22 protein-coding genes are annotated in these 26,672 nt (G+C 66.0%); 10 read left to right on the top strand and 12 right to left on the bottom strand.

Features of this window, described 5'->3' with window-relative positions:
- Positions 1–162 precede the first annotated feature (162 nt).
- From AABF56_RS08780 to AABF56_RS08790, 3 genes are all read right to left on the bottom strand, one after another.
- Positions 163–1,623 (bottom strand): sensor domain-containing diguanylate cyclase, encoded by a 1,461-nt coding sequence (locus AABF56_RS08780; RefSeq protein WP_272805638.1) that lies wholly within the window; start codon positions 1,621–1,623, stop codon positions 163–165.
- Positions 1,624–1,773: 150 nt separating this feature from the next.
- On the bottom strand, positions 1,774–2,109 hold the full coding sequence (locus AABF56_RS08785) for a hypothetical protein (protein ID WP_272805639.1): 336 nt from the start codon (positions 2,107–2,109) through the stop codon (positions 1,774–1,776).
- Positions 2,110–2,112: 3 nt separating this feature from the next.
- Positions 2,113–3,792, bottom strand: a complete 1,680-nt coding sequence (locus tag AABF56_RS08790; RefSeq protein WP_272807470.1) for an NAD+ synthase — start codon at positions 3,790–3,792, stop codon at positions 2,113–2,115.
- 313 nt (positions 3,793–4,105) lie between these two features.
- On the opposite strand from AABF56_RS08790, the gene AABF56_RS08795 reads away from it, so the two are divergent.
- On the top strand, positions 4,106–6,034 hold the full coding sequence (locus tag AABF56_RS08795; protein ID WP_443021097.1) for an LTA synthase family protein: 1,929 nt from the start codon (positions 4,106–4,108) through the stop codon (positions 6,032–6,034).
- 112 nt (positions 6,035–6,146) lie between these two features.
- On the opposite strand, the gene AABF56_RS08800 is transcribed toward AABF56_RS08795, so the two are convergent.
- Positions 6,147–8,021 (bottom strand): L,D-transpeptidase family protein, encoded by a 1,875-nt coding sequence (locus AABF56_RS08800; protein WP_272805640.1) that lies wholly within the window; start codon positions 8,019–8,021, stop codon positions 6,147–6,149.
- A 528-nt stretch (positions 8,022–8,549) separates the two neighbouring features.
- On the opposite strand from AABF56_RS08800, the gene fumC reads away from it, so the two are divergent.
- The 3 genes from fumC (at position 8,550) to AABF56_RS08815 (ending at position 12,130) form a co-directional block, all read left to right on the top strand.
- Entirely contained in the window at positions 8,550–9,941 is a 1,392-nt protein-coding gene (fumC, locus tag AABF56_RS08805; protein ID WP_272805641.1) for a class II fumarate hydratase, read from the top strand.
- Between the two features lie 166 nt (positions 9,942–10,107).
- Entirely contained in the window at positions 10,108–11,178 is a 1,071-nt protein-coding gene (locus AABF56_RS08810; RefSeq protein WP_272805642.1) for a GGDEF domain-containing protein, read from the top strand.
- 304 nt (positions 11,179–11,482) lie between these two features.
- Positions 11,483–12,130 (top strand): L,D-transpeptidase, encoded by a 648-nt coding sequence (locus AABF56_RS08815; protein WP_272805643.1) that lies wholly within the window; start codon positions 11,483–11,485, stop codon positions 12,128–12,130.
- 34 nt (positions 12,131–12,164) lie between these two features.
- Here AABF56_RS08815 and AABF56_RS08820 read toward each other — a convergent pair whose 3' ends face one another.
- The 4 genes from AABF56_RS08820 to AABF56_RS08835 form a co-directional block, all read right to left on the bottom strand.
- A complete protein-coding gene (locus AABF56_RS08820) occupies positions 12,165–12,926 on the bottom strand; it encodes a M15 family metallopeptidase (protein ID WP_272805644.1) in 762 nt (253 codons plus the stop codon).
- Between the two features lie 121 nt (positions 12,927–13,047).
- Positions 13,048–13,434: a hypothetical protein gene (locus AABF56_RS08825; RefSeq protein WP_244769636.1), complete on the bottom strand. Its 387-nt coding sequence runs from the start codon at positions 13,432–13,434 to the stop codon at positions 13,048–13,050.
- 78 nt (positions 13,435–13,512) lie between these two features.
- Positions 13,513–14,121 (bottom strand): pyridoxamine 5'-phosphate oxidase family protein, encoded by a 609-nt coding sequence (locus AABF56_RS08830; RefSeq protein ID WP_272805645.1) that lies wholly within the window; start codon positions 14,119–14,121, stop codon positions 13,513–13,515.
- Between the two features lie 73 nt (positions 14,122–14,194).
- Positions 14,195–15,103, bottom strand: a complete 909-nt coding sequence (locus AABF56_RS08835; RefSeq protein ID WP_244769634.1) for an alpha/beta hydrolase — start codon at positions 15,101–15,103, stop codon at positions 14,195–14,197.
- Positions 15,104–15,150: 47 nt separating this feature from the next.
- Here AABF56_RS08835 and AABF56_RS08840 point away from each other — a divergent pair, with 47 nt between their 5' ends.
- The gene (locus AABF56_RS08840) at positions 15,151–15,630 is read left to right on the top strand and encodes a MarR family winged helix-turn-helix transcriptional regulator (RefSeq protein ID WP_272807472.1); all 480 of its coding nucleotides are present in this window, start codon (positions 15,151–15,153) and stop codon (positions 15,628–15,630) included.
- A gap of 91 nt (positions 15,631–15,721) precedes the next feature.
- Here the strand turns inward: AABF56_RS08840 and AABF56_RS08845 are convergent, their stop codons facing one another.
- The 3 genes from AABF56_RS08845 to AABF56_RS08855 all read right to left on the bottom strand — a co-directional run bounded on the left by AABF56_RS08845 (position 15,722) and on the right by AABF56_RS08855 (position 19,375).
- Positions 15,722–16,933 carry a low temperature requirement protein A gene (locus AABF56_RS08845; RefSeq protein WP_272805646.1) on the bottom strand — a complete coding sequence of 404 codons (1,212 nt, stop codon included), beginning with the start codon at positions 16,931–16,933 and terminating at the stop codon, positions 15,722–15,724.
- A 183-nt stretch (positions 16,934–17,116) separates the two neighbouring features.
- Positions 17,117–18,943, bottom strand: a complete 1,827-nt coding sequence (locus AABF56_RS08850; RefSeq protein WP_244769631.1) for a monovalent cation:proton antiporter-2 (CPA2) family protein — start codon at positions 18,941–18,943, stop codon at positions 17,117–17,119.
- Between the two features lie 57 nt (positions 18,944–19,000).
- Positions 19,001–19,375 (bottom strand): gamma-butyrobetaine hydroxylase-like domain-containing protein, encoded by a 375-nt coding sequence (locus AABF56_RS08855; protein WP_244769630.1) that lies wholly within the window; start codon positions 19,373–19,375, stop codon positions 19,001–19,003.
- Between the two features lie 200 nt (positions 19,376–19,575).
- Here AABF56_RS08855 and moaA point away from each other — a divergent pair, with 200 nt between their 5' ends.
- Positions 19,576–20,562, top strand: coding sequence for a GTP 3',8-cyclase MoaA (gene moaA / locus AABF56_RS08860; RefSeq protein WP_272807473.1), 987 nt, complete (start codon positions 19,576–19,578; stop codon positions 20,560–20,562).
- A 22-nt stretch (positions 20,563–20,584) separates the two neighbouring features.
- A complete protein-coding gene (locus AABF56_RS08865) occupies positions 20,585–21,232 on the top strand; it encodes a DUF1176 domain-containing protein (protein WP_272805647.1) in 648 nt (215 codons plus the stop codon).
- 333 nt (positions 21,233–21,565) lie between these two features.
- On the opposite strand, the gene AABF56_RS08870 is transcribed toward AABF56_RS08865, so the two are convergent.
- The gene (locus AABF56_RS08870) at positions 21,566–24,109 is read right to left on the bottom strand and encodes a methyl-accepting chemotaxis protein (RefSeq protein ID WP_272805648.1); all 2,544 of its coding nucleotides are present in this window, start codon (positions 24,107–24,109) and stop codon (positions 21,566–21,568) included.
- A 384-nt stretch (positions 24,110–24,493) separates the two neighbouring features.
- On the opposite strand from AABF56_RS08870, the gene AABF56_RS08875 reads away from it, so the two are divergent.
- The 3 genes from AABF56_RS08875 to mobB all read left to right on the top strand — a co-directional run bounded on the left by AABF56_RS08875 (position 24,494) and on the right by mobB (position 26,619).
- A complete protein-coding gene (locus AABF56_RS08875) occupies positions 24,494–25,402 on the top strand; it encodes a DMT family transporter (RefSeq protein ID WP_272805649.1) in 909 nt (302 codons plus the stop codon).
- A 63-nt stretch (positions 25,403–25,465) separates the two neighbouring features.
- Positions 25,466–26,101, top strand: a complete 636-nt coding sequence (mobA, locus tag AABF56_RS08880) for a molybdenum cofactor guanylyltransferase MobA (protein ID WP_244769626.1) — start codon at positions 25,466–25,468, stop codon at positions 26,099–26,101.
- Positions 26,098–26,619: a molybdopterin-guanine dinucleotide biosynthesis protein B gene (gene mobB / locus AABF56_RS08885; RefSeq protein ID WP_272805650.1), complete on the top strand. Its 522-nt coding sequence runs from the start codon at positions 26,098–26,100 to the stop codon at positions 26,617–26,619. Before mobA ends, mobB begins: the two co-directional genes overlap by 4 nt.
- The last annotated feature ends 53 nt before the right edge of the window (positions 26,620–26,672 follow it).

Genomic DNA, 26,672 nt, shown 5'->3' on the forward strand with positions numbered 1-26,672 from the left:
CTTCAGCAAGCAAAGCCTCTATCCAACTGTTTCTCAACTCATTTCTGGAGGCCGAAGCGAGCTGGCCCGATTGCCTTTGCCGAAGGTCAGCCGCGATGTGAGAGACCCCTGACCAGAAAACCTGTGGAAACAAGGCGCTAGGGAGCTTCAGCACAAGCGGCCTCAAGCCGCGCGCGCCGTGCCGGCCTCGGCAACCGCGTCGCGGCCCATATCGCCCGCATGGACGGCGCGGTTGCGCCCGCCATTCTTGGCCGCATAGAGCGCGGCATCCGCCATCACCATCACGTCATGCAGGCTGCCGCCATGGTCGGGGAACTGGGCGATGCCGGCGCTGCCGCCGATTGCCAGAAGCTGCCCGTCATGCGCGATCGGCGTCTGCGCATCCCGCACGAGGCTCTCGGCGAGATCGAGGAGCGCCTCCCGGCTGAAGGCGCCGGTGAGCAGCACGGAAAACTCGTCGCCACCGAGGCGCGCCACCGAGCCGAGCGTGCCGATACGCTCGGAAAAGCGCCGGGCGACGGTCTGCAGCACCGCATCGCCCGCCGCATGGCCGTACCGGTCGTTGACGGCCTTGAACCGGTCGAGGTCGAGCGCGAGGATCGAGAAGGGCCTAGCCTCGCCCTTGCGGATCGCGCGGCGCACCTCCTCGTCGAAGCCGCTGCGGTTCTTCAGTCCCGTCAGCGGATCGTGCCGCGCGAGGAAGGCGTTCTGCGCCTCGCTGCGCTGCAGCGCCTTGACGAGCGCGGAAAAGCGCAGCGTGACGAAGAGCATGACGCCGGCAAAGACCAGCACGAACATCGCGATCTGCGGCAGCGCCGATTTCCACACGAAGGTGCCCGGCATGTTCGGCCGCCAGGAGGCGACCATCGGATTGTAGGTGTCGGCGCCGACCGGCGTCATCACCAGCCCCGGCTCCTGCGTCACGATGGGCGTGAAGCCGAGATCGTGCACGCCGAGCCGCCGCTCGGTGTTCAGAAGCATCTTCTGCGAGACGGGCTTGACCGTGATCAGCAGCGTCGGCTGCATCCGGCTTGCGGGAATGTAGAGCGACTTCGGAATGACCGCCTGCACGACGACGATACTCATGACCCGGTCGATGAGGCGCATGCCGGAGACGTGGATTTGCGGCAGCGCCGGCGTCAGGAGGTCGGGATCTTCCTTGGCGCCCTCGACCTGCCAGCCGCCGCGGTCGGGCGACAGCGCCTCCCGGTAGGCCCGCTCCGCCTTCAGCGTGAGGTCGCTCACCCAGTGCAGCTTCTCGCGTGCCTTGCGTTCGGAGACCTTGTCGCCGCGATGGACGCCGAGCACCTTCTCGCCGCCCGGCGTGGTGAAGATCATCCAGGAGAACCCGAAGTCGGCCCACATCCAGTCGCGGATCTGGTCACGCACGAAGGCATCGCCCGGCATGCCGTCCTTCAGTTCGTCGAAGGTCTTGTCCCAGAAGGAAATCTGGCTCTGGTACTGCACCACCTGGTCGATCTGGTGGCTGAACTCGTTGCGTACCAGCGTGCGCTCCGTCTCGGCAACAAAGCTGTCGGCCCGCTCGATCGCATAGTCGAGCACGAGATAATTGGCGGCCCCGAAGAGCAGGACGATCATCACCGCCGCCGTGCGGATCGCCAAACCAACCCCGCGTCGCCGCGTCGCGCGGCCCCCTTGCGCCTTGCCCGTCATTGTTTCCCTGCCTGTCCCCCGCCGGTTTGCCCGGCTTTGTTGAACGAAGGTTAGCTGACAGACGGCAAAATTCGCTTAAGCGGGCTGGTGAGCGAAAACTTAACTCCGGCTGGCCGGATCTGGGAAGCCCGTCGGCTCCCTCTCCTCGCCCGCCGAGAGTTTCCGGCAGATCGACTGCATCAGGACGAGGTTGCGCTGGTCGCGCCAGGTGGTGACGAAACCCCAGGCGAGGAGAAGCAGGATGGAGAGGAAGGCGACGCCGAGGACGACGAGGCCGCCGGTCGCAAGGCCGTAGAGGCCGAAAACCGCCGGCGTCGCGAAATAGGCGATCTGCGCCGAAAGCTGCCGACCGGCCGAAAGGTCGCTCAGCGACCACAGCCGGATCAGCCGGATTTCCTCCTCGGTGAAGGCCGGGCGAGCGGCCGGCGCGTCCACGCCCTACCCCCGGTCGCGATAGCGGTTGGTGATCGGGTAGCGCCGGTCGCGGCCGAAATTCTTCTTGGTGATCTTCACGCCCGGGGCGGACTGGCGGCGCTTGTATTCGGCGATGTAGAGCAGGTGCTCGATGCGGTGCACGGTCGCCGCGTCATGCCCGCGGGCGACGATCTCCTCGGTGCTCATCTCCAGCTCCACCAGGCATTCGAGGATGTCGTCGAGCACCGGATAGGGCGGCAGCGAATCCTGGTCGGTCTGGTTGGGGCGCAGTTCCGCGGACGGTGCCTTGTCGATGATGTTCTTCGGGATCACCTCTCCCGTCGGCCCGAGCGCGCCCGGCGGCACATGTGCGTTGCGCCAGCGCGAAATGGCATAGACCTGCATCTTGTAGAGGTCCTTGATCGGGTTGAAGCCGCCGTTCATGTCGCCGTAGAGCGTCGCATAGCCGACCGACATCTCCGACTTGTTGCCGGTCGTGACGACCATCGAGCCGAACTTGTTGGAGACCGCCATGAGGATGGTTCCGCGCGCGCGGCTCTGGAGGTTCTCCTCGGTAATGCCTTCCTCGGTGCCCTCGAAGAGCTCCGAAAGCGAGGAGAGGAAGCCGGTCACCGGCGCCTCAATCGGCACGATGTCGTAGCGGCAGCCGAGCAGCCGGGCGCAATCGGCCGCGTCCTTCAGTGAATCCTTCGACGTATAGCGATAGGGCATCATGATGCAGCGCACCCGCTCCTCGCCGAGCGCATCGACGGCGATCGCCGCGCAGATCGCCGAATCGATGCCGCCGGACAGGCCGAGCACGACGTTCTTGAAGCCGTTCTTGTTGACGTAGTCGCGAAAGCCCAGCAGGCAGGCGCGGTAGTCCGCCTCCTCCTTCTCGGGAATGCGCGACGTCGGCCCGCCGTCGCAGACCCAGCCGTCCGCATGCTTCTTCCAGGTGGTGAGCGCGATCGTCTCCTCGAACTGGCTCATCTGGAAGGCGAGCGACTTGTCGGCGTTGAAGGCAAAGCTGGCGCCGTCGAAGACCAGCTCGTCCTGGCCGCCGAGCTGGTTGGCGTAGATGAGCGGCAGGCCGGTCTCGATGACCTGCTTCAGGGCGACCTGGTGGCGGATGTCGACCTTGCCGCGATAGTAGGGCGAGCCGTTCGGCGACAGCAGGATTTCCGCGCCGCTCTCGGCCAGCGTCTCGCAGACGCCGAGATCGCCCCAGATGTCCTCGCAGATCGGGATGCCGAGGCGCACGCCACGGAAATTGACGGGACCCGGCATCGCGCCCTGGTCGAAGACGCGCTTTTCGTCGAATTCGCCGTAATTCGGCAGGTCCACCTTGTCGCGCACCGCGATCACCTTGCCGCCGTCGATGACGGCGACCGCGTTGTAGCGCCCAGTCTCGTCCTGCCTTGGAAAGCCGATGATGACGCCGGGGCCGCCCCTGGCGGTGTCGGCGGCGAGATCGTCGACGGCGCGCCGGCAGGCCTTCAGGAAGGCGGGTTTCAGCACGAGGTCTTCCGGCGGATAGCCGGAGATGAAGAGTTCGGTCAGGAGCAGCAGGTCGGCGCCCTGCCGGGCGGCATCCTCGCGGGCGGCGCGCGCCTTGGCGAGGTTGCCGGCGACGTCGCCGACGGTCGGGTTCAATTGCGCAACCGCGATGCGCAGCGTCGCCCTGCCCTGATCTGAGGTCATGTCTTGATCGGAAGTCATGTCTGCGGACCCATCTCCTGCTGGTGCCCGAGCCTGCGGCCGCGCGTCGCTGTCGCACTCTCGAACGGTCGACAAGCTCTTTAGAGCATGACGGGCGTTTTGGGAATGAAGGGCGGAACCTTTGCCGGCGCTTTCGGCGGAAATGTCCGGTTTTCAAGGGGTTCGGCGCATTACCACGGCCCTGCGGCGCAGGAACCAAAACAGGGGAAGAACGTTGCAGAAAACGTTCATCTCCTGTTCAAGATGACAACCGTATGACAGATACACGAAACTTTCATGAAATCTGGAGACGGCCTTGGCCCTGCTCACCTCCGCCACCGTGGCGATCAATGCAAACGAAGAGATCGCCGCCGAGGCAGGCTTCTTCGCGCGTCACGCCAAGGCGCTCGCCGTCCTGCGTTCGCTTGCCGTTTCCGGGCTTCTCGCGCTCCTCACCGTTGTCGTCGTCGAATTCGTCACGCGCGGCTCGCTCGACCAGACATGGAGTTATTTCACCAATCCCGGACAACCGGCCTGGACCACGACCGGCGTCTTCTTCCTGCTCTATCTCGCCATCGACGCGCTGATCGGCCGCCAGCACAAGGCCGTCCTGCTCGTCTCGCCGCTCGTCGTGCTGATGGGCGTGATCTCCCAGCAGAAGCAGGTCTTCCTCACCGATCCGCTCTATCCGACGGACCTGCTCTTCGGCCGCCAGATCCTGGAGCTGATGCCGGTGCTGGTGCAGGACCGGCCGTGGACGGCCGCCCTCCTCGCGCTCGCCGTCATCGCCTCGGTCGTTGGCCTCGTCAGCCTCTGGGTCTTCGCCTGGCGCCGTTTCCGGCCGTTGACGAAGAAGGAGCGCCTGACGCGGCTTGCCGTCGCGCTGCCGCTTCTGGCCGGCTTCGTCTCCGTCATGGACTACAACGAGTTCTCCTGGGTCCGCGACCGGCTGAAGGTCTTCCCGATCATGTGGGACCAGGCGGAGAACTATCGCCACAACGGCTTCGTCATGGCCTTCGCCATCAACCTGCCGATGGCCAACGTGCAGACTCCTGCCGGCTACATGACCGAGGCGATCGACAAGATCCCGTCCAAGCCCATGCCGGTCGGCACGAGCCACCGCGGCAAGCCTGACGTCATCGTCGTCATGAGCGAATCGCTGTGGGACCCGACACGCCTTGAAAGCGTGAAGCTCTCGGCCGACCCGATGCCGGTGATCCGCGAGAACCAGGGCGGCGGCGTCTTCTCCCCGGAATTCGGCGGGCTGACCGCCAATGTCGAGTTCGAGGCGCTGACGGGCTTTTCCAACGCCTTCCTGCCGATGGGCTCGATTCCCTACCAGCAATATGTGCGCAAGCCGATCCCTTCGCTCGCCACCTTCTTCCGGGCCGAAGGCTATACGGCACGCGCCATTCACCCGTTCTCCGGCTGGTTCTGGAACCGCACGAGCGTCTACAAGGCCTTCGGCTTCGAGACCTTCAAGGACGTCGGGAAGATGCCCCCGCTGGAAAAGCGCGGCAACTTCACCTCCGACGAGGCGCTGACGAAGGAGCTCATCCGCCAGGCGGACATGCAGGATGACCCGTTCTTCTTCTTCACCGTCACCCTGCAGGGCCACGGCCCCTATGACGACGGCCGCTACGCGAAGACCGACATCAAGGTCGACGGCAGGCTCGACGCCCGCGACAACCGCATGCTGGCAAGCTACGCCCAGGGCGTCAAGGAAGCCGACAGCAGCCTGAAGATGCTGATGGACTGGGCGAAGCAACGCGACCGCGAGACGATCATCGTCGTCTTCGGCGACCACCTTCCGCCGCTCAACACGGTCTACAAGAATTCCGGCTACATGAAGGGCATCACCGCCTCGCGCAAGGGGTCTCCCGAGCAGATGAAGAAGGAGCACGAGACCCCGCTCGTCATCTGGTCGAACAAATCCGGCGCGCAAAACGAGATCGGCACGATCAGCCCGGCCTTCCTGTCCTACTACATCCTCAAGGAAGCCGGCTTCGAGCATCCCTACTACACCGGCTTCCTCGGCGCGGTGCACGATAAGCTGCGCGTCATCGACCGCTACATGCTGATCGACGCCAAGGGCAACGGCACGGCCGGCTGGGCACGCAAGAAGACGATCGATCCGCTGGTGCGCGACTTCCGCTTCCTGCAGCACGACATCATGTTCGGCAAGCAGTACGGCCTCGAGCGCTTCTTCAATTCCCATGCGGAGCTGATGGCGGCAGGCTCCTGATTTCCCGGCCAATCGGCCTTCAGGACGATCGCTCAACGAAAGAGGCGCCCGATGAGGGCGCCTCGCATTCCATTGCCGGGAAGGATCCGCTGAGCTGAAGCGGAGGGCTCGGTCAGCCCTCCGCCTGCCGCGCCTTCTGCGTGGCGGCAAAGGCCTTGCGCATGTAGCTGTCGCGGTCATAAACGTCGTCGAAATACTCGACCACGCCGTCCTTGTTCGGCCAGGCGGTGAAATAGGCGATGTAGATCGGGATATCCGCCTTGACGTTCAGCGCCTTGTTGCGGCCGGCGGCGATTTCCTTGCCGACCTCCGCCTCGCTGATGCCCAGCACGGCAGCCGCCATCTTGCGGGGCTCGGCAAGGCGCACGCAGCCATGGCTCAACGCCCGCATGTCCCTCTTGAAGAAGCTCTTCGACGGCGTGTCGTGCATGTAGATGGCATGGCTGTTCGGGAACAGGATCTTCAGTTCCCCCAGCGCATTGTCGCCGCTCGGCGGCTGGCGAACGGAAACGCCGGCGGTCGATCCGTACCAGTTGACCGAGGACGACGCCACCGCGCGGCCGCCGACGGCAACCTCGTAGCCCATGCGGTCGAGATAGGACGGATCGTTCCGGAGCTTCGGCAGCATCTCGTTGATGATGATCGACTGCGGCACGCCCCAATAGGGGTTCACCTCGACGGTCTGCACCTTGTCCTCGAAGAAATAGGTCTGGTTCGATTTCGAGCCGACCACCGTGCGCATCGAGAACTTCTCCGCGCCGTTCTCATGGTAATAGACCTGGAAGGCCGGCTGGTTGATGAAGACGTGGCGGGCGCCGAGATCGACCGGCAGCCAGCGCGCCTGTTCCAGCGCCACTTCCAGCTTGGCGATCTTGTCGGCGACCGAATCGCCGCCCGTGAGCTTGCGGATCGATGCCTTCCCGACGACGCCGTCCGGCTTCAGCCCGTTCTCCTTCTGGAAGGCCTCGACGAGCGCGACCAGCTCGGGCGTGTATTCCGGCGTGTCCTTGTAGGTGGCGATGGCAAGCGAATGATCGGTCTTCAGCGCATCCGAGCCGTGCTTGACGATGCCCTTGACGACATTGGCAAGCTCCGGGTTGCTCTGGCCCGGCTTCAGCAGCGTGTCCTCGGCGATGACGACGCGGTCCTCGCCCGACGTTTCGGCCCTCAGCTTGGCGAGCTCCGCCTTCAGCGCCCGGAAATCGGCGCTCGCCGGCGAGCGGCTTTCGAGATAGCCCCTGACATTGCTGCTCATCGCCACGTTCTTCAGCGCCGCGACGAGGTTGACCTCCTTGCGCTTGAAATCGTGGTAGCCGGAAATCCGGTTCGGATCGATGCGGCCGCGCACGGCGTCCTGCACATAGGTGGCGACGGCGGCGGAAAGGCCGACCTCGAAGGCGGCGAGCTCGCTGTAGCGCGCATTCATGTCGGCGCCGTCGAAGCTTTCCGCCGGAATCTTGACCGCATAGTCCCAGGGGTCGAGGCCCACGGACGCCGCATCGGCCAGCACCGCGATGGCGGTCTTCGCCTTGTCGTTGATGCCGGTGCCGTCGATCCAGACGAATTTCCTCTGCGTGCCGTAGAAGGTCTCGACCGCCTTGGCGGCATCCGGCGTCGCACGCACGTCGACGGTGGAGAAGGCGGCGCGCACGCCCGCATCGCCGGCCGGCGCGACATCGGCCGAAATGGAGCTGGTGACGACCGGGTCGGCGAGCGTATCGACGGCGACGCGCTTCAGGGCGTCCGCCTTGTAGGTGTAGTAGCGCGGGCCGGTGACGCGCGGCAGCGGCTTTGCCGCCTGCTTCGTCTCGGCGCCGGGCAGCGCCACGCCGGTCGTGACGCCGGGGAGCGGCTCGGCCTTCTGCTTCTTCTTGCCGTTCAGCCATTCCATGACGGTAAGGGCGTTGGCGGGTGTCGCATGGAGCGAAATGGTGGCGCAGGAGAGAGCCAGCGTGGCGGCCAGCATGGCAGTCTTGGTAAGCTTCATCTGTATTCCATTCCCCGAATGAACCGTACGTCACGGTCTCTGGCGGCGCCCGAACCAGCAGGCCGGTAAGTTATAGGAAAGGATGGTTGATGAAAAGGAAACGCCCCTTCCCGCCCTCTCCGCAAAACCTCACGAATCCGTGACGCCTGACCTGGCAAGCCAGACGGATGAGGCCCGGTAAAAATTTGAATTGCCGGCGATTTTTTCCGCGGGAAGCGCAAATCCCCGAGGATGCGCCCGGAGCGCGAAAAAAACGAGCGGACGATTGTGATGGAAAAGGCACAGCGCCGGAAGCCCCGGCCGGGCCTGCCGGCGATCGCGCGCCGGCCTAATCGATTTTAACCGAAAGTCTCGTCCCGCACGGTCATTCCGCCCCTTGCAACCCCGTCGCAGATGGGCCAGAGATTTGCGCGATTTTTTCGCGCCAGCGCGGGGCCTTGGGGGCACGCGCGTGCCCGGCCTGCCGCCTCCCATGCGGCGGCATTGCCGGCGGCTCACCGAAGCGCATGGGTATTAGCGGGAAGCACAATGACATCGACGCGCACGGAAACGGATACATTCGGCCCCATCGAAGTGGAGAACAGCCGCTATTGGGGCGCGCAGGCCCAGCGCTCGCTCGGCAACTTCAAGATCGGCTGGGAAAAGCAGCCGCTGTCGGTCGTGCGTGCGCTCGGCATCGTCAAGCAGGCCGCCGCCCGCGCCAACATGGAGCTGAACCGCCTCGACCCCGCCATCGGCAAGGCGATCACGGAAGCGGCCCAGGAAGTCATCGACGGCAAGCTGAACGATCATTTCCCGCTCGTCGTCTGGCAGACGGGCTCGGGCACCCAGTCGAACATGAACGCCAACGAGGTGATCTCCAACCGGGCGATCGAAATGCTCGGCGGCGTCATGGGCTCGAAGAAGCCGGTCCATCCGAACGACCACGTCAACATGAGCCAGTCGTCGAACGACACCTACCCGACGGCCATGCACATCGCCTGCGCCGAGCGCATCGTCCATGACCTGCTGCCGGCGCTGAAGCACCTGCATGCGGCCCTCGAAGCCAAGGTGAAGGCTTTCGACCATATCATCAAGATCGGCCGCACGCACACGCAGGACGCCACCCCGCTGACGCTCGGCCAGGAATTCTCCGGCTACGCCGCGCAGGTCGCTTCCTCCATCAAGCGCATCGAGATGACGCTGCCGGGCCTGTGCGAGCTCGCCCAGGGCGGCACGGCCGTCGGCACCGGCCTCAACGCCCCGGTCGGCTTCGCCGAAAAGGTCGCCGCGCACATCACCGCGATCACCGGCATCGACTTCAAGACCGCGCCGAACAAGTTCGAGGCGCTGGCCGCCCACGATTCCATGGTGTTCTCGCACGGCGCGATCAATGCGGCCGCCGCCGCGCTGTTCAAGATCGCCAACGACATCCGCTTCCTCGGCTCCGGCCCGCGCTCGGGCCTCGGCGAGCTGGCGCTGCCGGAAAACGAGCCCGGCTCGTCCATCATGCCCGGCAAGGTCAACCCGACCCAGTGCGAGGCCCTCACCCAGGTGTGCGCCCAGGTCTTCGGCAATCACGCCTCCCTCACCTTCGCCGGCAGCCAGGGCCATTTCGAGCTGAACGTCTTCAACCCGCTGATGGCCTACAACTTCCTGCAGTCCGTCCAGCTCCTCTCCGACGCCGCGGTCTCCTTCACGGACAATTGCGTCGTGGGCATCGAGGCCCGCGAGGACAACATCAAGGCCGCGCTCGACCGTTCGCTGATGCTCGTCACCGCGCTCGCCCCGAAGATCGGCTACGACAACGCCGCCAAGATCGCCAAGACCGCGCACAAGAACGGCACCACGCTGCGCGAGGAAGCCGTCGGCGGCGGCTACGTCACGAACGAGGAATTCGACGCGGTTGTACGCCCGGAAAAAATGATCATGCCGGGTTGAGGCAGAATTTTCGAAAATTCTTTACAAGGGCCGCAGATCATTGAATCTGCGGCCTTTTTTGATGTCCGCCTGCCGTTGCGGCACCTGCAACCGTTAATCATTCCCAAAGCATTTATGTCTAATTTTGCGGGTCGGGAGCCAACGAAGGAAATCAGGAGCAGCCGACATGAACACGGCCGTTGCGCAAAAGGTCCAAGTGCCGGATATCGCCGCGCAAGTGACCTATGCGATGCGCATAATGGGGGTCTCTCCCATCCCGCGGAACTACGAGCTGTTCTATGAGGCCTATATCGGTTCCAACCCCAAGCTGACGCGGGAGCTCGCCGCGCTCGGCAGCAAGGCCTCGCAGGAGGAACTGGACGAGATCGGCGCCCAGTATTTCGGCCATCACCACGGCACCACCGCCATCGACGGCGTGCACACGCGGATCGCCGGCGAGCTCGAGGGCCTGCTGCGCCTCCTCAAGCAGGAGCAGACCTCGCTCGAAAGCTACAACAGGCTGCTCGACGAGACCTTCGTGCGCATCAGCGGCAAGAGCGCCACCAGCGTCGACATCATCAAGAGCGTCATCGGCGTGCTGACGGAGGCGACCGGCGACACCATCAGCCAGGGCAAGGAGATGGTGCAGAACGTCGCGCAGAAGTCGATCGAGATGGACATCGTGCGCAAGGAACTCGACGAGTACAAGCGCATCGCCAACACGGATTCCCTGACGCAGCTTTCCAACCGCCGCGCCTTCGACGACAAGCTCTCCGCCATCTACAATTCGACCTTGTCGCGCAACGTCACCGCGCTGATCCTCGCCGATATCGACCATTTCAAGAAGATCAACGACACCTATGGCCATCCCGTCGGCGACAAGATCCTCGCCTCCGTCGGCAGCCTGATCCGCGCGAACGTGCGCAAGGACATCCTCGTCGCCCGCACCGGCGGGGAGGAATTCGCGATGATCGTCGAGGGCAATACCGAGGAAGAGGCGATGGCGATCGCCGAGCGCATCCGCATCGCGCTGGAGCACACGCCCTTCAAGAACTCCAAGACCGGCGTCAACTACGGCCCGATCACCATATCGCTCGGCTTCTGCATGGCCTCCTGGGCGGAGGGACCGGGCGAGCTCTACTCCAAGGCCGACATCGCCCTCTATTGCGCCAAGAACGGCGGGCGCAACCGCACCATGCCCTTCGAGGACGGCATGAAGAAGGATTTCACCAAGAGCTGGCTGATCTACCGCAAGTAGGCAGCCCGCACCTCCCGAAAACGGCGCCTGCGGGCGCCGTTCCGCATTCTGGCCTCCCGGTTGGAACCGCCGCGCCCGCCACGCGTTCCAGGCGCGGGAGGAACACGCCATGCAGACCGGATTTTTCGAACTGACGATGCTGACCGTCCTGATGCTGAGCAGCCTCATCTGGATCCAGCCCTTCTGACAGGGCGAGAGGCCTGTTCCCGCCGGAACATCGCGGCCGGCACCGCTGTCCTACAACGTCCCCATCAGAACAAGGCGCCGGGCATGAAGCCGCCGGCCGGAAACAGGGACCAGGACAATGAAAACGCTCGCCATCGCACTCTTCGCAGGCCTCCTTTCCACCGCAGGCGCTGCCGTCGCCGCCGACAGGGCGGTCGATCCGGTCGAGGTCGCCTCGCTCTCCTCCTCCACCCAGAAGACGGGCTGGCTGCAGGTCCTTTCGGGCGGCAAGCCGGTGAAGTCGGAGAAGAAGATCGCCGCCGTCTCCCGCGCGCCGATCGCCCGCGAGCTCGTCGCCTTCGGCGAGAAGGTCGCGCCGGGCACGATCATCGTCGACAATTCGGAGCGCCGCCTCTACCACGTGCTCGGTTCCGGCCTCGCCATGAAATATGCCGTCAGCGTCGGCCGCGAAGGCTTCCTGTGGACCGGCTCGGAAAAGGTGACGCGCAAGGCCGAATGGCCGACCTGGACGCCGCCGGAGGACATGCGCGCCCGCGAGGCGAAGAAGGGCAAGATCCTGCCGGTCTCGATGAAGGGCGGCCTCGAAAACCCGCTCGGCTCGCGCGCCATCTATCTCGGCTCGACCATCTACCGCATCCACGGCACCAACCAGCCCTCCTCGCTCGGCAAGGCGCAGTCGTCCGGCTGCATCCGCATGGCGAACGAGGATGTCGAGCACCTCTATGCCCAGGTCACGACGGGCACGACGGTCATCGTCCGCGATTGATGTCCCGGAAGAGGTGGGCGGCCCCACGATCCCCTCAGCGGCAGGCGGAAGCGCCTGCCGCTTTCGCGATGGCGATGAGGTCCGGGCGATATTCGAAGTGCATCGTATCGTAGTGATACCAGCGCCCGCCCCAGACGAAGCCGTGCCGCTCGAAGATCTCGACGATCTCGAGCGGATACTTGTTGGCGTATCCCGGCACCTTGCCGGGCTTGCCGCCCGACCAGACCCAGTAGTCCGCGAATTTCGTGTTGAGATCGAGCGCCGCGCCGAAACTGTGCACGGACATGTTCTTCGCGCCGGAGACCTTGCGCCAGTTGAAGACGCCGGCCGAGGGCGAGAGATAGCGCTTCAGCTCCGGCCTTGCGGCAAGCGCGTCGCGCACCTTTTCCAGCGCCGCCGCGGCCCCCTGGCGCTTCGTCACGCGCAGCGTCTCGCCGAACCATTCCACCGGCACGAGATCGGCCGAGACCGCCTTCGCCGAAGCCCCGTAGAGCCGCATCATCAGCGCATCGCTGCGGATGCGGCCGGGGTCGAAATCGACCTCCGGCGTCCTCTCGCAGGCGCCGAGCGGGTAGATCTGCCGAAGACTGTCCTCGACGTCGCCGGCAGCCAGCGCCGTCTGGTGGTCCTTCGTCCTGCCGTCGTCGATCTGAAGCGGCGGGCCGCCGTCCTTGAAGAGGAGCGTGTTTCCCTCGACCCCGGCAAGGCTTTCCGGATAGGCGGCCACCAGCAGCTCCAGGCGGGCCGCAAGATCGGGCTCCGCCGCACCGGCCGGGAATGCGGCCAGCAGGAGCACGGCCGCAGCGAGGCGGCGGCTGGAGCATTTCCAGCAAAAGTGCGCAGCGGTTTTGCGTCCGGAATTGCGTAGAAGCAAACAGATGGAGCGTTTTCGCGATTCGAAGAAAAGCGGAAATGCTCTAGTTGACCGAGATGTTGATATAGTCGCCTCCCGCGCCGCGCCAGATTTCGACATGGATCTGCACGTCGCCGTCGAGCAGCCGGCGGGCGGCGCTGCGCTCGATGCGGCCGGCGCGGATCATGCGCTCGGCAAGCTCGCGGTTGCGCGGGGACGCGAAGAAGCTGTCGAGGTCGTCGCCCGGCTGGCGCACGCCGAAGCGGTGCACGTTGGCGCGGTCCTGGCGGATGACCTGCCAGGGCTGCGTCAGCCGCTCGTTGCTGGAATTGTAGAGATCGTCCTGGCCGATATAGGCGCCGTAGCTCTCGATCAGCTCATCCGCCCTGGCCGCGCCGGCCGAAACCGCAAGCACAGCGGCAAAAGCCGCCGCAAGAAGTCCTTTTCGCATTCCCTGCTCCACTTTCCGGCCGAGGCCGATCATTGTCGAAGACAAGACGGGCGACGACGGCTGGATATTCGCCGGCGTTCACCACATGGACTTGGCGGCGCGGCCCGGCCATTCCCGGTCATAGGCAGCGCCGTCAAAACCTTTCCTGGCCGACGCGAGCATCTGCCCGACCGTCGGCAGGCACGCCGTATCGCGGAACTTTTCCGGATTCCAGAGGTCGGCGCGCAGCACGGCGCGGGCGCATTGCGAATAGACCTCCTCGATGGTGATGACGACGACGGAGCGCGGATGTTTCCCGTCCATCACGAAGCGCCCGGTGATCTCCGCATCGATGCGCACCACGGCGCGGCCGTTGAGGCGCATGGTCGTGTTGGAGCCGGGAATGAGGAACATCAGCGCGACGCGCGGATCGCGCACGATGTTGGAGAGCGAATCGATCCGGTTGTTGCCGCGCCAGTCGGGCAGCATCAGCGTGCGCTCGTCCTCGATGTGGATGACGGCGCCGGCATCGCCGCGCGGCGAGCAATCGAGCCCTTCCGGCCCGACGGTGGCGAGCGCCATGAAGGGTGAAGCCTCGATCATCGCGCGGTATTCCGGCAGCAGGTAGTCCGTCACCTTGACGAGCGAGACCTCGCCCGGCGCGCCGTAGAGCGCGTTCAGTTCCTCGACCGAAGTGACGATGCTCATGCCTGTCTCCCGTGCTGTGCGCCTAGTGCGGCGCTTCGCACCCTTGCATGACAGGCGCGTGACGGAAAGCCCGTCAGGCGGCGATGCGCGCCGCATCTTCGGCAAGGAATTGCACGATTCGGTCGATCACCGGCTCGGCGGAGACGATGCGGCGATGGCCGAAACCGTTCGCCCATTCGAGCGTGACATTCGGGCCGGAGGCGGCGTAGCGCCGGGCGTGCAGCGCCGGCACCTCCTTGTCGTCCTCCGCATGGAGGACCAGCATGGGGGATTTCAGCCGCCCTGCCCCGTTGGCCGCGTCGAAGGCCGAAAGCGGCGCGCCGGCGATGCGCTCCACATGGTTCTCCAGCGCGACCTGCGCCTTCGGCCCGAGCTTCAGGAAACGGCCGAGGTCCTTGAACAGCCAGGTCATCTCGCTCGGCGAGCCGATCGTCACCAGCCGGCGCGGCCGGTGCGCCGGCACCGACGGCACGAGGCCGCTCGCCGCACAGGCGAGCGAGGCCCCGCCGAAGGAATGGCCGCAGAAATAGTCGAAGCCGCCGAACCGTTGCCAGGCCGCGTCGATCGCCCGGACGGCCATCGGCAGCGTCAGCGTGCGCCCGCGCGCGGCACCGTGCCCCGGCAGGTCGAGCGCCACGACCTCGTGGCCGGCGGCCACGAGCGCTTCCGTCAGCGCCGAAAGATAGGCCGCGCGCGAGCCCCAGCCGTGCACCACGAGCACCCGGCCGGAAAAGCTCTGGCACGGGCGGGCGGCAAAGCGGTGCGCAATCGCCCTGCCGCCGGCAAAGGCGAGCGGCACGCGCTCCGCCTGCCGCATCCACCCCTCGGAACGCGCGAAAAGCTCCTTCTCCTTCGCCGTGCGCGGCCGGCGGCCGGGCGTCGTCGCAAAGAGGCGGAAAGCGGCGCGGCCGGCCGCATCCGGGGAAAACCGCGCGACGCCGGACAGCGCCAGGCGGATGACCTTCAATCCAAAGGATGCCATAGTGGGAATCCATAAAAATGTTCAATACTGAACAATAAAGTACAATGATGAACAAAAATCAAGCCTTCCCCTGGGATCATCCGCGCTTTCGCAGCTGGATCGGCGTGGCGCGCGCCTGCCAGCTCATGCAGCAGGCGATGAGCCGGGCGATCGCCGGTCTCGGCATCAAGCCGCCGCATCTCGACATCCTGGTCAACCTCTATCGCTTCGACGGCATTTCCCAGCAGGAATTGGCGCGAAAGCTGCTCGTCGGCCGCTCCAACATGAGCATGCTGCTGCCGCAGCTCGAAAAGCGCGGCCTGATCGAGCGCAGGGCCGATGCGAAGGACAAGCGCGTGCTGCGCCTGTCGCTGACAGAGGCCGGCCGCAGCCTCACCGAGGAGGCGATGACCATCCAGACCGGGCTGATCGAACGTGCCCTCTCCCCGACCCCGGCGGAGCGCTGCCTGCAGGTGGCCGAAGCGATGGAAGACCTCATCCACATCCTCCAGACGATGGATGCGGACGATGAGCCGGACGATGCCTAGAGCATTTCCAGCCGAAGCGAAGTCGCTGGATAATGCGGTAAAAACAAAAATCTAGGACATTTCCGGTGAACCGGACCTCACCGGAAATGTCCTAGACCGTCGCGACGTCGTCCGCAGGCGTCGATTTCAGCGACAGGAACTCCCAGAGCGCGACGCCGAGCAACACTGCGGCAGCGGCCATGAAGAGCTGGTGGGGCTCGACGAAGGGCACGATCGCCGAGAGCGCGAGCAGCACGCCGATGCCGGCGAGATGCGACAGCGGCCAGCGGCCGCGGATCGCCGCCTTGAACCAGATGTTGCCCGAAAGGAAGACGACCGGCCCGCCGATGATCGCACTCGCCGTCTTGACGTCGGTGGCGCCGTGCGGATGGGCGAGCGCGAACTCCTCGGCCACCGCCGACAGGATGATGCCGGCGACGATGGGGATGTGGGCATAGGTGAAGGCCATGCGCGCGATGCGGCCCGGCGTAGCCGAATGCTCGATGAGATGCGCCGCCTCGCCATGGCCGAAGCGGAAATAGATCCACCACATGGTGGCGGTCGAAAGGAAGGCCGTGGCGAGCAGGATGATGGTGAAGCCGTCGAGCAGTTCCATCCCCGCGACCGTGCGGCCGGTGACGAGGATCGTCTCGCCAAGGCAGATGATGACGAAGAGCGCGCAGCGCTCCGCCATGTGCTCGCCGGAGACCTGCCAGTCGCCGAAGGCCGAGCGCCCGAGGCCCGGCACGACGAAGCCGAGTGCCGGCGAGACATATTCGATGCCGAGCGCGATCAGCCAGAGGACGAGCCGCGCCTCCTGCCCGGCAAGGCCGCCCGCCAGCCAGAACACGGCGGAAAGCGCCGTCCAGACGGTGATCCGCGTGAAGTTGAGGCTGTTTTCCGGCCAGTCGCGCCGCATCGCGAAGGCCGTGAAGGCCGAGCGGCCGACTTGCATGGCGACATAGGTGAGCGCGAAGAGCAGGCCGCCGGCGTCGAAGGCGGTGGGGATGGCGATGGACAGCATCAGGCCGAGGAACATCAGGGCGAAGAGCAGGAGGCGTACCGGCGCCTTGTCCGGGTCCAGCCAGTTCGTCGCCCAGGTCGTGTAGATCCATACCCACCAGACCGCCAGCGTCAGCATCGCCGCCTCGGCAAGGCCCAGCAGCGAATAGTGCGCCGCCAGCGAATGGGAGAGCTGGATGATCGTCAGCACGAAGACGAGGTCGAAGAAGAGCTCGGCGAAAGCCACCTTTCCTTCCTGCGCGGTGCCGCGCGCCCGCAGGAAGGCGGAATGGGCGAAACGGTCGTCGGTCGTCGCCGTCATGGCGGCGGTTCCTTTCGCTCGAGGCGTGAAGACAAAGAACTAGAGCGTTTTCGCGATTCGCGGAAAAGCAAAAACGCTGCCGGCAGACGCCACCCGTAAAGACCGGAATGCCCGACATCGACGCAGCGCCGCCATCCGCGTCACAGCCTCGCGGCAGGCATCGGCAAGCCGAACCGGCAGCCCTCAGCCGGCCTCTTCCTGCTCGTGGCGATGCCGCTCCTCTTCCGCCGCTGCGCGCTCGCGCGCGGTGCGCGCCGCGACGATGTCGGCCGGCTGGGCGTTGCCGCGGATGAGCTGGCGGCCGGCATAGATGCCGCCGACCATTTCCAGCTCCAGCCGCTCGCGGTCGACGTCGCGGAATTCCTCCACCACCTCGGCGGCGATATCCTCGTCCTCGCCCAGCGCCTTCAGCGTCTCGCGGCTGAACACCAGCGCCGATTCGAAGGTCTCGCGGATCTGGAAGTCGACGCCGGCATGGACGAGGTCGACGGCATGGCCGCGGTCGTAGGCGCGCGCCAGGATCGGCACGAGCGGGAACTCCTCGCGCACCACCTCGGCGATCTTCACCGCGGCCTCCTTGTCGTCGAGGCAGATGAGGATCGCCTTGGCGGTCGAGGCGCCGGCGGCATGCAGGATGTCGATGCGCGCGCCGTCGCCGTAATAGACCTTGAAGCCGAAATCGGCGGCGTCGCGCACGAATTCGGCATCCTTGTCGATCAGCGAGAGCGTGTAGCCGCGGGCGAGCAGCGGCTGGCTGACGATCTGGCCGAAACGCCCGAAGCCGATCATCAGCACCGTGCCCTCGACATTCTCCGGCAGGGTCAGCCCCTCGGTAGACGGCTGCTGCTTGGGCACGATGCGGTCGTGCAGGATGACCATCAGCGGCGTAAGGACCATCGAGATGATGATCGTCGCCGTCAGGATGGCGTTCTCCTCGCCGTTGAGGATGCCGGCGGAAACGGCCGCTGCATAGAGCACGAAGGCGAACTCGCCGCCCTGCGCCATCAGCACGGCGCGCTCCAGGCTTTCGGCATGGCAGGTGCCGAGAAGGCGCGCGACCACATAGATCAGGAGGAGCTTCGCGATCATGTAGCCGACGACGCTCGCCACCACGAGCTGCCAGTTGGCGGCGATCACGCCAAGGTCGATCGCCATGCCGACGCCGAGGAAGAAGAGGCCGAGCAGGATGCCGCGGAACGGCTCGATATCGGCCTCCAGCTGGTGGCGGAAGCTCGATTCGGAGAGCAGCACCCCGGCAAGGAAGGCGCCCATGGCCATGGACAGGCCGGAGACCTGCATGGCGAGCGCCGAGCCAAGCACCACGAGCAGCGCCGCCGCCGTCATCACCTCGCGCGCGCCGGAGGCCGCCAGCACCCGGAAGAGCGGGTTGAGCAGGTAGCGCCCCGCCAGCACCAGCGCCACGATGGCGCCGATGGCGATGCCGATGGAAAGCCAGCGGTCGGAGGCATCCGTCGCCGCTGCCCCCGTGCCGAGAAGGGTGACGATCGCCAGCAGCGGCACGATGGCGAGATCCTCGAAGAGCAGGATCGCGATGATGCGCTGGCCCTTCAGCGTCGACATCGTGCCGCGCTCCTGCAGCATCTGCATGACGATGGCGGTGGAGGTGAGGACGAAGCCGGTGCCGGCGACGAAGGAGGGAACGAGCGGAAAGCCCATCGACACGCCGATGCCCGTCAGCGCCGCCATGGCGCCCATGACCTGGATCGCGCCGAGCCCGAATATGTCCTTGCGCATGCCCCAGAGCCGGGAGGGCTGCATTTCAAGCCCGATGATGAAGAGGAACATCACCACGCCGAGTTCGGCGACATGGATGATCGCCTGCGGATCGGCGAAGAAGCCGAGCCCGAAGGGACCGATCACCAGCCCGGCGGCCAGATAGCCGAGCACCGAGCCGAGGCCGATCTTCTTGAAGACCGGCACGGCCGCCACGCCTGCGGCCAGGAGCACGACGACCTGGGTGAGATCATTTGCATTCGCTTCGCCTGCCAAGGGGCATCTCCCGTTCGTTTGGGGGTGGACGCTACCTTCGCCAGGCAGTCCGACATGTTACCGCGGTTTCTCCGAAATATCGCGGCTCATGCCTTTCTCCGCAAGCTCGCGCTCATAGGCGGCGAACAGTTCCGCGCCTTTTTCCCCGAGTTCCCGGAGATAGGACCACGTATAGATGCCGGTATCGTGAAGGTCGTCGAAGCCGATGCGCACGGCATAGTTGCCGGTCGGCGTCATCGAGATGATCGCGACATTGCGCTTTCCCGGCACCGTCACCTTCTGGCCCGGCCCGTGGCCCTGCACTTCCGCCGACGGCGAGAGCACGCGCAGGAGCTCGGCGGACAGATCGAAGCTCAAGCCGTCGTTGAAGGTCACGACGAGGCGCTGGCGGTCCTTCGAAACGCGCAGCTCGGTCGGCCACAGATCGCTCATCCCGTTTCCTTTCCATTTGTTTTCGCGAAGGACTATGCGCCATATCAAGGATGCGCAAGGCGCAAAATGCTGTCATAATCGCCGCACCGGCTTGACGCCGCGCCCCCGGCGCACGACATGTCGGCAATGGAGGACGTGTTTTGAATTCGTATGCAGGCCCGCTGGGTGGCGCGAACCCGATCGCGCAGTCCGACGCACCGATGATCGACCCCTTCGGGCGCGCCATCACCTATCTGCGCGTATCGGTGACCGACCGCTGCGATTTCCGCTGCACCTATTGCATGGCGGAGAACATGACCTTCCTACCGAAGAAGGACCTGCTGACGCTGGAAGAGCTGAACCGGCTCTGTTCCACCTTCATCGCCAAGGGCGTGAGAAAACTCCGGCTGACCGGCGGCGAGCCGCTGGTGCGCAAGAACATCATGCATCTCGTGCGCGAACTCGGCCGCCAGGTGCATGACGGGCGCCTCGACGAACTGACGCTGACGACCAACGGCTCGCAGCTCGCCCGGCACGCGGCCGAGCTTGCCGATTGCGGCGTGCGCCGCATCAACGTCTCCCTCGACACGCTCGACGCGCAGAAGTTCCGGACCATCACCCGCTGGGGCGACCTCTCCAAGGTTCTGGAAGGCATCGACGCCGCGCAGGCCGCCGGCCTCCACATCAAGATCAACGCCGTGGCGCTGAAGGATTTCAACGACCGCGAGATTCCCGATCTGATGCGCTGGGCGCATGGCCGCGGCATGGACCTCACCCTCATCGAGACCATGCCGATGGGCGAGATCGAGGAAGACCGCACCGACCGCTACATGCCGCTGTCGGAGATGCGCGCCCGCCTCGAAGACGACTTCACCCTGACGGAGAACGCCTATCGCACCGGCGGCCCGGCGCGCTACGTCACGGTCTCCGAGACCGGCGGCCGGCTCGGTTTCATCACGCCGATGACGCACAATTTCTGCGAAAGCTGCAACCGCGTGCGCCTCACCTGCACCGGCACGCTCTACATGTGCCTCGGCCAGAACGATGCGGCGGACCTGCGCCTGCCGCTGCGGGCCTCCGACGACGACGCCCTGCTCTCGCAGGCGATCGACGAGGCGATTACCCGCAAGCCGAAGGGCCACGATTTCGTCATCGACCGCCGCAACCGCCCGGCCGTCGCCCGCCACATGAGCGTCACCGGCGGCTGACCCCGCCGAAAGCGAGGTTTTGGTGAACGTCCTTCCGGCCCTCCTCCCCGCCCTCCTTGTCGCCGCCCTTCCCTCCCTCGGCCTTGCCGCCGAGCGGCCGGAGGGCATCGCCGCCGGCGAGGCGGTCGCCAGGGCCGCCCTAGGCGCGGATTGCGACATGAACGGCATGGAGGACGTACCGATGGTCGGTCCCGAGGCGGAAGGATTTGGCCACGCCCTCTACCGCTTCGCCTACAAGCCCGGCTACGACCCGAACGGTCCCGACATCGAGGCCGAGCTCTACCAGTTGTTCTGCGGCTCGGGCGCCTACAATATCCGCAACGCCTTCGTCCTGAAGACCGGCGACAGCGACACGCCGAAACTCATCGCCTTCGCCACGCCGGACCTTGCCTATGAATATGCGAACGAGGAGAACAGCCGGCTGACCGCCGAGCCGAAGATCCGCGGCTTCCGCGCCACCGCGCTGCTGGTCAATGCGAGCTTCGACGAGAAGACCCGCACCATCACCAGCCACACCGCCTGGCGCGGCATCGGTGACGCCTGGGACAGCGGCGAATGGGTCTTCCGCAACGGCGATTTCATGCTGACCCGCTTCGAGTTCGACCCGACCTACGGCGACCCGGGCCCGACGGTGCCGGAAAGCTACGTGGTCTACGAGGCCGGCAAGTAAGGGAATGGCGCAAACGAAAACGGCCGGGCGTCCCCTCGTCCGTCAGACTGCCGAGAAAGTCCCGCAAACCTCTCCTCCGTAAGGCTAGGGCCTGACCCGGTTGCGGCTGAGGATCCTCGGCTCAAGGCCGAGGATGACGTCGGTGGGTGGGAAAAGGTTTGCCGACCCGTTGAAAGAGCCGAACGACCCTCTTTGCTCACCGGCAGGACCACCGCCCTCTCCCCGTCATGGTCGGGCTTGACCCGACCATCCACGCTCCGGGTGCGGCAACGGATCCTCGGCTTACGGCCGAGGCGACGGAGGGCGTTTGTCGTCAAACGGAAAGCGTGCCCGTCACGCCGCGTGGTGCTGCCCGTAATAACCGCCCTCGCGCGTATCGAGGTCGCGCGTCTTGAAGTGGTCGATCTTCTGGTTGAGGACTTCGACGCGATGGCGCAGGCCGTGGATCTCGGCCGTGTTCTCCTCCACCATCGCCGCGTTCTGCTGCGTGATGAGCTCGACCTGGTGCACCGCCTGGTTCACCTCGTTGATGCCGTCATACTGCGCGGCGGCGGCCGCCTCGATCTGGCCGACCAGCGCATGGATCGAGGAGATGTGCTCGTTGATGACGGTCAGCGCCTCGCCGGTCTCGGTGACGAGCGCGACGCCGTTCCTGACCTGCGCCGAACTGTCGGAGATCAGGCCCTTGATCTCGCGGGCGGCACCGGCGCAACGCTGGGCAAGCTCGCGAACCTCCTGCGCGACGACGGCAAAGCCGCGGCCCGCCTCGCCGGCCCGCGCCGCCTCGACGCCGGCATTGAGCGCGAGCAGGTTGGTCTGGAAGGCGATCTCGTCGATGACGCCGATGATCGTGCTGATCTTCTCCGACGACCGGTTGATCTCGCCCATGGCGTCCACCGCCTTGGCCACGACCTCGCCGGAGCGTTTCGCATAGCTGTGCGTCTCGTCGACGGACACCGCCGTCTTCTGGGCGCTTTCGGCCGTCGAGCGCACGATGTCGGTGAGCTGGCGCAGCGCACGCGAACTCTCCTCCAGCGCCGCCGCCTGCTGTTCGGTGCGGCGGGCGAGATCGTCGGCGGAGGTGGCGAGGTTGCCCGTGCCGCCGTTGATCTCCATCGTCGTCGCGCGCACGTCCGACAAGGTGACGCGCAGGGCCTCGACCGCATTGTTGTAGGTGCGCGCCATCGCGACATATTCGGCGGCGAGCGCCTCCGTCATGCTTTCCTCCAGGTTGCCGGCGGCAAGCTGGCCGAGCACGTCCGACAGGGCCGTGAGCGCCTCGGTCTGCTCCGCCTCGATGCGGGCCTGCTCGCTGGCGCGGCGCGCCTGCTCCTCGGCCGTCATCTGGCGCTGGGCCTCGGCCTCCTGCTCCAGCCGGATGTTTTCCCGCGCCGCATCGCGGAAGACGGCGACCGAGCGCACCATGTCGCCGATCTCGTCGCCGCGGTTGCGGCCGTCGATGCTGATGTCGAGGTCGCCGCTCGCCAGCCGCGACATGGCTTCCGTCACCCGCTTCAGCGGGCCGCGCAGGGTTTCGACGAGCATCAGGCCGCCGATGATGGCGAGCAGCGTGCCGGCGACCATGGCGATGATCGAGACGTTGGCGGAGCGCTGGCTGTCCTTCTTGCCCGCCTCCTGGGCGCTGGAGACGAACTGCTCCAGTGTCTGGCTGGCATCGGCGACGGAGGCATAGGCGGCGACGCGCGCGGCCTGCCACTTCTCGCCGACGGAGATGAGGTCCTGGGTGCCCTGCTCGATCCTTGCGAGCGACGGCGCGAGCTTCTGCGAGAGGTCGCGCAGGGCGGCGTTCTTCGTGCCGAGCTTGGCAAGCTCGGCGGCGCTGCCGGCAACGGCCTTCACGTCCGCCAGCACCGCGTCGCGGCTCGGCTGGTCGAGCTTGCGGTGCAGCTCGCTGATATGCAGACGCGTCTCGTCGATGCCCTTGAACGTGTCGCCCATCAGCGTGATCAGCGTCTTCAGCAGCGCGATCTCCGCATCCATGCCGACGAAGCGCTTTGCCGCCGTGTCGGAATTCTTGCCCGCCTCCTTGAGGAAGTCGGCGTCGAACTTGGCGAGCTTGCCGAGCACCGGCACGAACTTCGCCTTCTTGGCGTCCGCGTCGTCGCTGCCGGCAAGGATGTCCTTGATCGCGGCCACCTCCGCCTCGAAGGGCTTGATCTGCTCCAGCGCCTTCGGCGAGGCGATCGCCTTGGATTCGTCGAGCTGCTTGAGGAGCTGCGGCAGGTAGGTCGTCGCCGCCTTGACCTTGTCCTCCGCCTTCATCGCCAGCGCGACGGGCTTGCGGAACTTGCCGATGCGCTCGGCAAGGCCCTGGTAGGCGGCGGCGTCGAACAGCAGCGCCTTGGCGAAGGCTTCCTTCTCGCCCGATTCGTTGCGGATGACGCCGATCTGCTTTTCGGCGAAGGCCCCGTCCCTGGCCATCGTCGCCAGCGCCTCCTCCAGCCCCGCCGTCACGGCGTTGCGCTCCTGGTCGATCGACCAGAGCGTTTCGCTCTGCCCGCGCATGGTGCCGGCAAGCGCCACGACCGAGGCGATCTTCGCCTTCTCGGCCGCATCGGGCAGAAGGGCGTCAAGATCGTTGATGCCGGCCTCCTGCTCGTCGATCCGCGCCCCGAGCGCCGCCCGCGTCTCCTCGCCCGGCTTGTCGACGAAGTCCTGCAGGCCGGTTCGGAGGTTCTGGAAATGCGACAGACTGTTGATCGTCTCGCGCGTCACCGTCATGTGGCCGTTCAGCGTGCTCGCGGTGAAATAACCGACGAGGCCGATGCCCGCGATCAGCGCGACGAGAGGAATGACGAACAGCAGCACCTTGGTGACGATGCGGCGCTGCTGGAGCAGGCGGTCGATGAAGGACATGGGTTCCCCGACGTTTTATGACGACCAAGATCCCGTCGGGTGTTCCTCAAAGCCGAAGCGGCCGCTCGGGCTCGCAGCGCGAGCGCGGCCGGCATCCGATACCGGGGCTTCGGCCGATCTTGCATCAGGCGGCCCGCCCCCACCCGTCGCATCATGCGATCGCTCATTGGGATGACGCAACGATAGGTGGGGAAGCTTAATGAATTCCTTCGGCAAAGCGGCAGAAATTCAAGCTGTTGCGCCGGAATCATCATACTTTCTGCCCAATTTTCATCCAGTCGCCGCTTCGTGCGGCAATCACCCCGTTTGTTCCACCCTCCATGGTGGTGGAATGCGGCGGACAATCCGCCTAAGAAGAACGAAGACACGCCTGGAATCACCTGCATGACCCCCACCGCCAACGCCAAGGGCGCCCTGTTCATGGCCATCGCTATGGCCGGCTTCACCTGCAACGACGCGCTCGTCAAGTCCGTCACCGGCGCCATGAACACCGGCCAGATCCTCTTCGTGCGCGGCCTGATGACGACGGTGCTCGTCGTCGCCATCGCGCGCTGGATGGGGGCGCTCGGTTCCTGGCGGATCGTGCTGCAGCCGGCCGTCGCCCTGCGCATGACCGCCGAGATCATCGCCTCGCTCGCCTATGTCTCGGCGCTCGGCGCCATGCCGCTCGCCAACACGGCCTCGATCCTCCAGGCCCTGCCGCTCGCCGTCACGCTCGGCGCGGCGCTCTTTCTCAACGAGAAGGTCGGCTGGCGGCGGTGGCTGGCCATCATCGCCGGCTTTGCCGGCGTGCTCATCGTCATCCGCCCCGGCCCGGAGGGCTTTTCGCTCGCGGCGGTCTACGTCATCGCCTCGGTCGTCGGCGCTGCCGCGCGGGACCTCTGTACCCGCCGGATCGACCGCGCCGTGCCCTCGCTGTTCATCAGCGTCATCACGGCGGTGTCGATCACCGTCACCGGCGCCGTGATGATCGTGCCGATGGGGGGCTGGCAGCCGGTCTCCGGCGAGGCCTTCGTCCGTCTCGCCGCCGCCAGCGTGCTGCTGCTCGTCGGCTACCAGACCATCGTCATCGCCATGCGCACCGGCGAGATCTCCTTCATCGCGCCCTTCCGCTATACGAGCCTCATCTGGGCGATCGCCATCGGTTTCCTGTTCTTCGGCGAAGTGCCGGACTTCTGGATGACCGTCGGCGTCATGATCATCGTCGCCTCCGGCCTCTACACCTTCTCGCGCGAGAACCGCCGCCAGGTGGCGGAGGCCGTGGCGCAGGAGTCCAAGCCCGAATCCCCCTGACAGGGTTGCGGCCCGCAGCCGCACCGACTAGACCGGAAAGGCGAAACGGACGGCGGGAGCGAGATGACAGCGGCGCATGCGATAGTGGGCGTGATCCTTGCCGGCGGCCTGTCTTCCCGCATGGGACAGGACAAGGCGCGCATCCGCCTCGGCGGCGCCGCCCTCATCGACCGCGCGGCCCGGCGCCTCAAGCCGCAGGTCTCGGCCATTGCCGTCAATGCCAACGGCCCGGTGCTCTTCGAGCGCGGCGAGGAGCTACCGGTCTTCGCCGATCTCGATGCCGCCCGCGCCGGCCCGCTCGGCGGCGTGCTCGCCGCCCTCGACTATGCCAGGCGCCACCACCCCGAGGCGAGCCACGTCGCCACCGTGCCGACGGACAGCCCCTTCTTCCCGACCGATCTCGTCGCCCGCCTGTCGCGCGTCGTCGACACGCCGGAGCGCATGGCGGTCGCGCGCTCGGTCAGCGGCCTTCACCCGGTCTTCGCCCTCTGGCCCGTCACGCTCGCCGCGGACCTTGCCGAATGGCTGGCCGGCGGCGGGGCACTGCGCGTGCGCAGCTATCTCGAGCGCCACCAGGCCCGGGAAATCACCTTCCCGCTGATCGAGACCCCGCGCGGCGAGTTCGACCCCTTCTTCAACATCAACACGCCGGACGATCTCGACGAGGCGGAAAACTGGCTCTGGGTGCTGGAACGATGACACGACCGAAGATCTTCGGCATTGCCGGATGGAAGAATTCCGGCAAGACGGGCCTTGCCGTGCGCCTGGTGAGCGAGCTCGTCTCGCGCGGCTACCGCGTCTCCACCATCAAGCACGCCCATCACGACTTCGACATCGACAAGGTCGGCGCCGACAGTTACCGCCACCGCCAAGCCGGCGCGCACGAGGTCACCATCGTCTCCGGCACGCGCTACGCCATCATGCACGAGCTGCGCGGCGCCCCGGAGCCGAGCTTCGGGGAAATCCTCGCGCGCCTCGCGCCCTGCGACCTCGTGCTCATCGAAGGCTACAAGCGCGAGCCGATCCCCAAGATCGAGGCGCGGCGGCTGGAGGCCGCCAACCGCACGCCGCTCGCCCCCGAAGATCCCCACATCGCCGCCATCGCCGCCGACCACCCCGTCCTGGACACGACCCTGCCCGTCTTCGACCTCGACGACACGGTAACGATCGCCGACTTCGTCGTGGCGGTGACGGGGTTGCAGAAACCGGAAAACTGAGCCGCAACGAAAAAGGCCGCGGGCAAACCCCGCGGCCTTGCGTTCGTCAGGGC

This window comes from Shinella sp. WSC3-e (assembly GCF_945994535.1).
Taxonomy (GTDB): domain Bacteria; phylum Pseudomonadota; class Alphaproteobacteria; order Rhizobiales; family Rhizobiaceae; genus Shinella; species Shinella yambaruensis.

Bases quoted from the DNA above. Each gene is read 5' to 3' on its own strand.
- AABF56_RS08810 (WP_272805642.1), top strand. From the start codon at position 10,108: ATGAACACGGCCGTTGCGCAAAAGGTCCAAGTGCCGGATATCGCCGCG.
- AABF56_RS08855 (WP_244769630.1), bottom strand. From the start codon at position 19,375: ATGAGCGATCTGTGGCCGACCGAGCTGCGCGTTTCGAAGGACCGCCAG.
- AABF56_RS08845 (WP_272805646.1), bottom strand. From the start codon at position 16,933: ATGACGGCGACGACCGACGACCGTTTCGCCCATTCCGCCTTCCTGCGG.
- moaA (WP_272807473.1), top strand. From the start codon at position 19,576: ATGATCGACCCCTTCGGGCGCGCCATCACCTATCTGCGCGTATCGGTG.
- AABF56_RS08825 (WP_244769636.1), bottom strand. From the start codon at position 13,434: ATGCGAAAAGGACTTCTTGCGGCGGCTTTTGCCGCTGTGCTTGCGGTT.
- AABF56_RS08870 (WP_272805648.1), bottom strand. From the start codon at position 24,109: ATGTCCTTCATCGACCGCCTGCTCCAGCAGCGCCGCATCGTCACCAAG.
- mobB (WP_272805650.1), top strand. From the start codon at position 26,098: ATGACACGACCGAAGATCTTCGGCATTGCCGGATGGAAGAATTCCGGC.
- AABF56_RS08790 (WP_272807470.1), bottom strand. From the start codon at position 3,792: ATGACCTCAGATCAGGGCAGGGCGACGCTGCGCATCGCGGTTGCGCAA.
- fumC (WP_272805641.1), top strand. From the start codon at position 8,550: ATGACATCGACGCGCACGGAAACGGATACATTCGGCCCCATCGAAGTG.
- AABF56_RS08800 (WP_272805640.1), bottom strand. From the start codon at position 8,021: ATGAAGCTTACCAAGACTGCCATGCTGGCCGCCACGCTGGCTCTCTCC.
- AABF56_RS08815 (WP_272805643.1), top strand. From the start codon at position 11,483: ATGAAAACGCTCGCCATCGCACTCTTCGCAGGCCTCCTTTCCACCGCA.
- AABF56_RS08840 (WP_272807472.1), top strand. From the start codon at position 15,151: ATGAACAAAAATCAAGCCTTCCCCTGGGATCATCCGCGCTTTCGCAGC.
- AABF56_RS08830 (WP_272805645.1), bottom strand. From the start codon at position 14,121: ATGAGCATCGTCACTTCGGTCGAGGAACTGAACGCGCTCTACGGCGCG.
- AABF56_RS08875 (WP_272805649.1), top strand. From the start codon at position 24,494: ATGACCCCCACCGCCAACGCCAAGGGCGCCCTGTTCATGGCCATCGCT.
- mobA (WP_244769626.1), top strand. From the start codon at position 25,466: ATGACAGCGGCGCATGCGATAGTGGGCGTGATCCTTGCCGGCGGCCTG.
- AABF56_RS08835 (WP_244769634.1), bottom strand. From the start codon at position 15,103: ATGGCATCCTTTGGATTGAAGGTCATCCGCCTGGCGCTGTCCGGCGTC.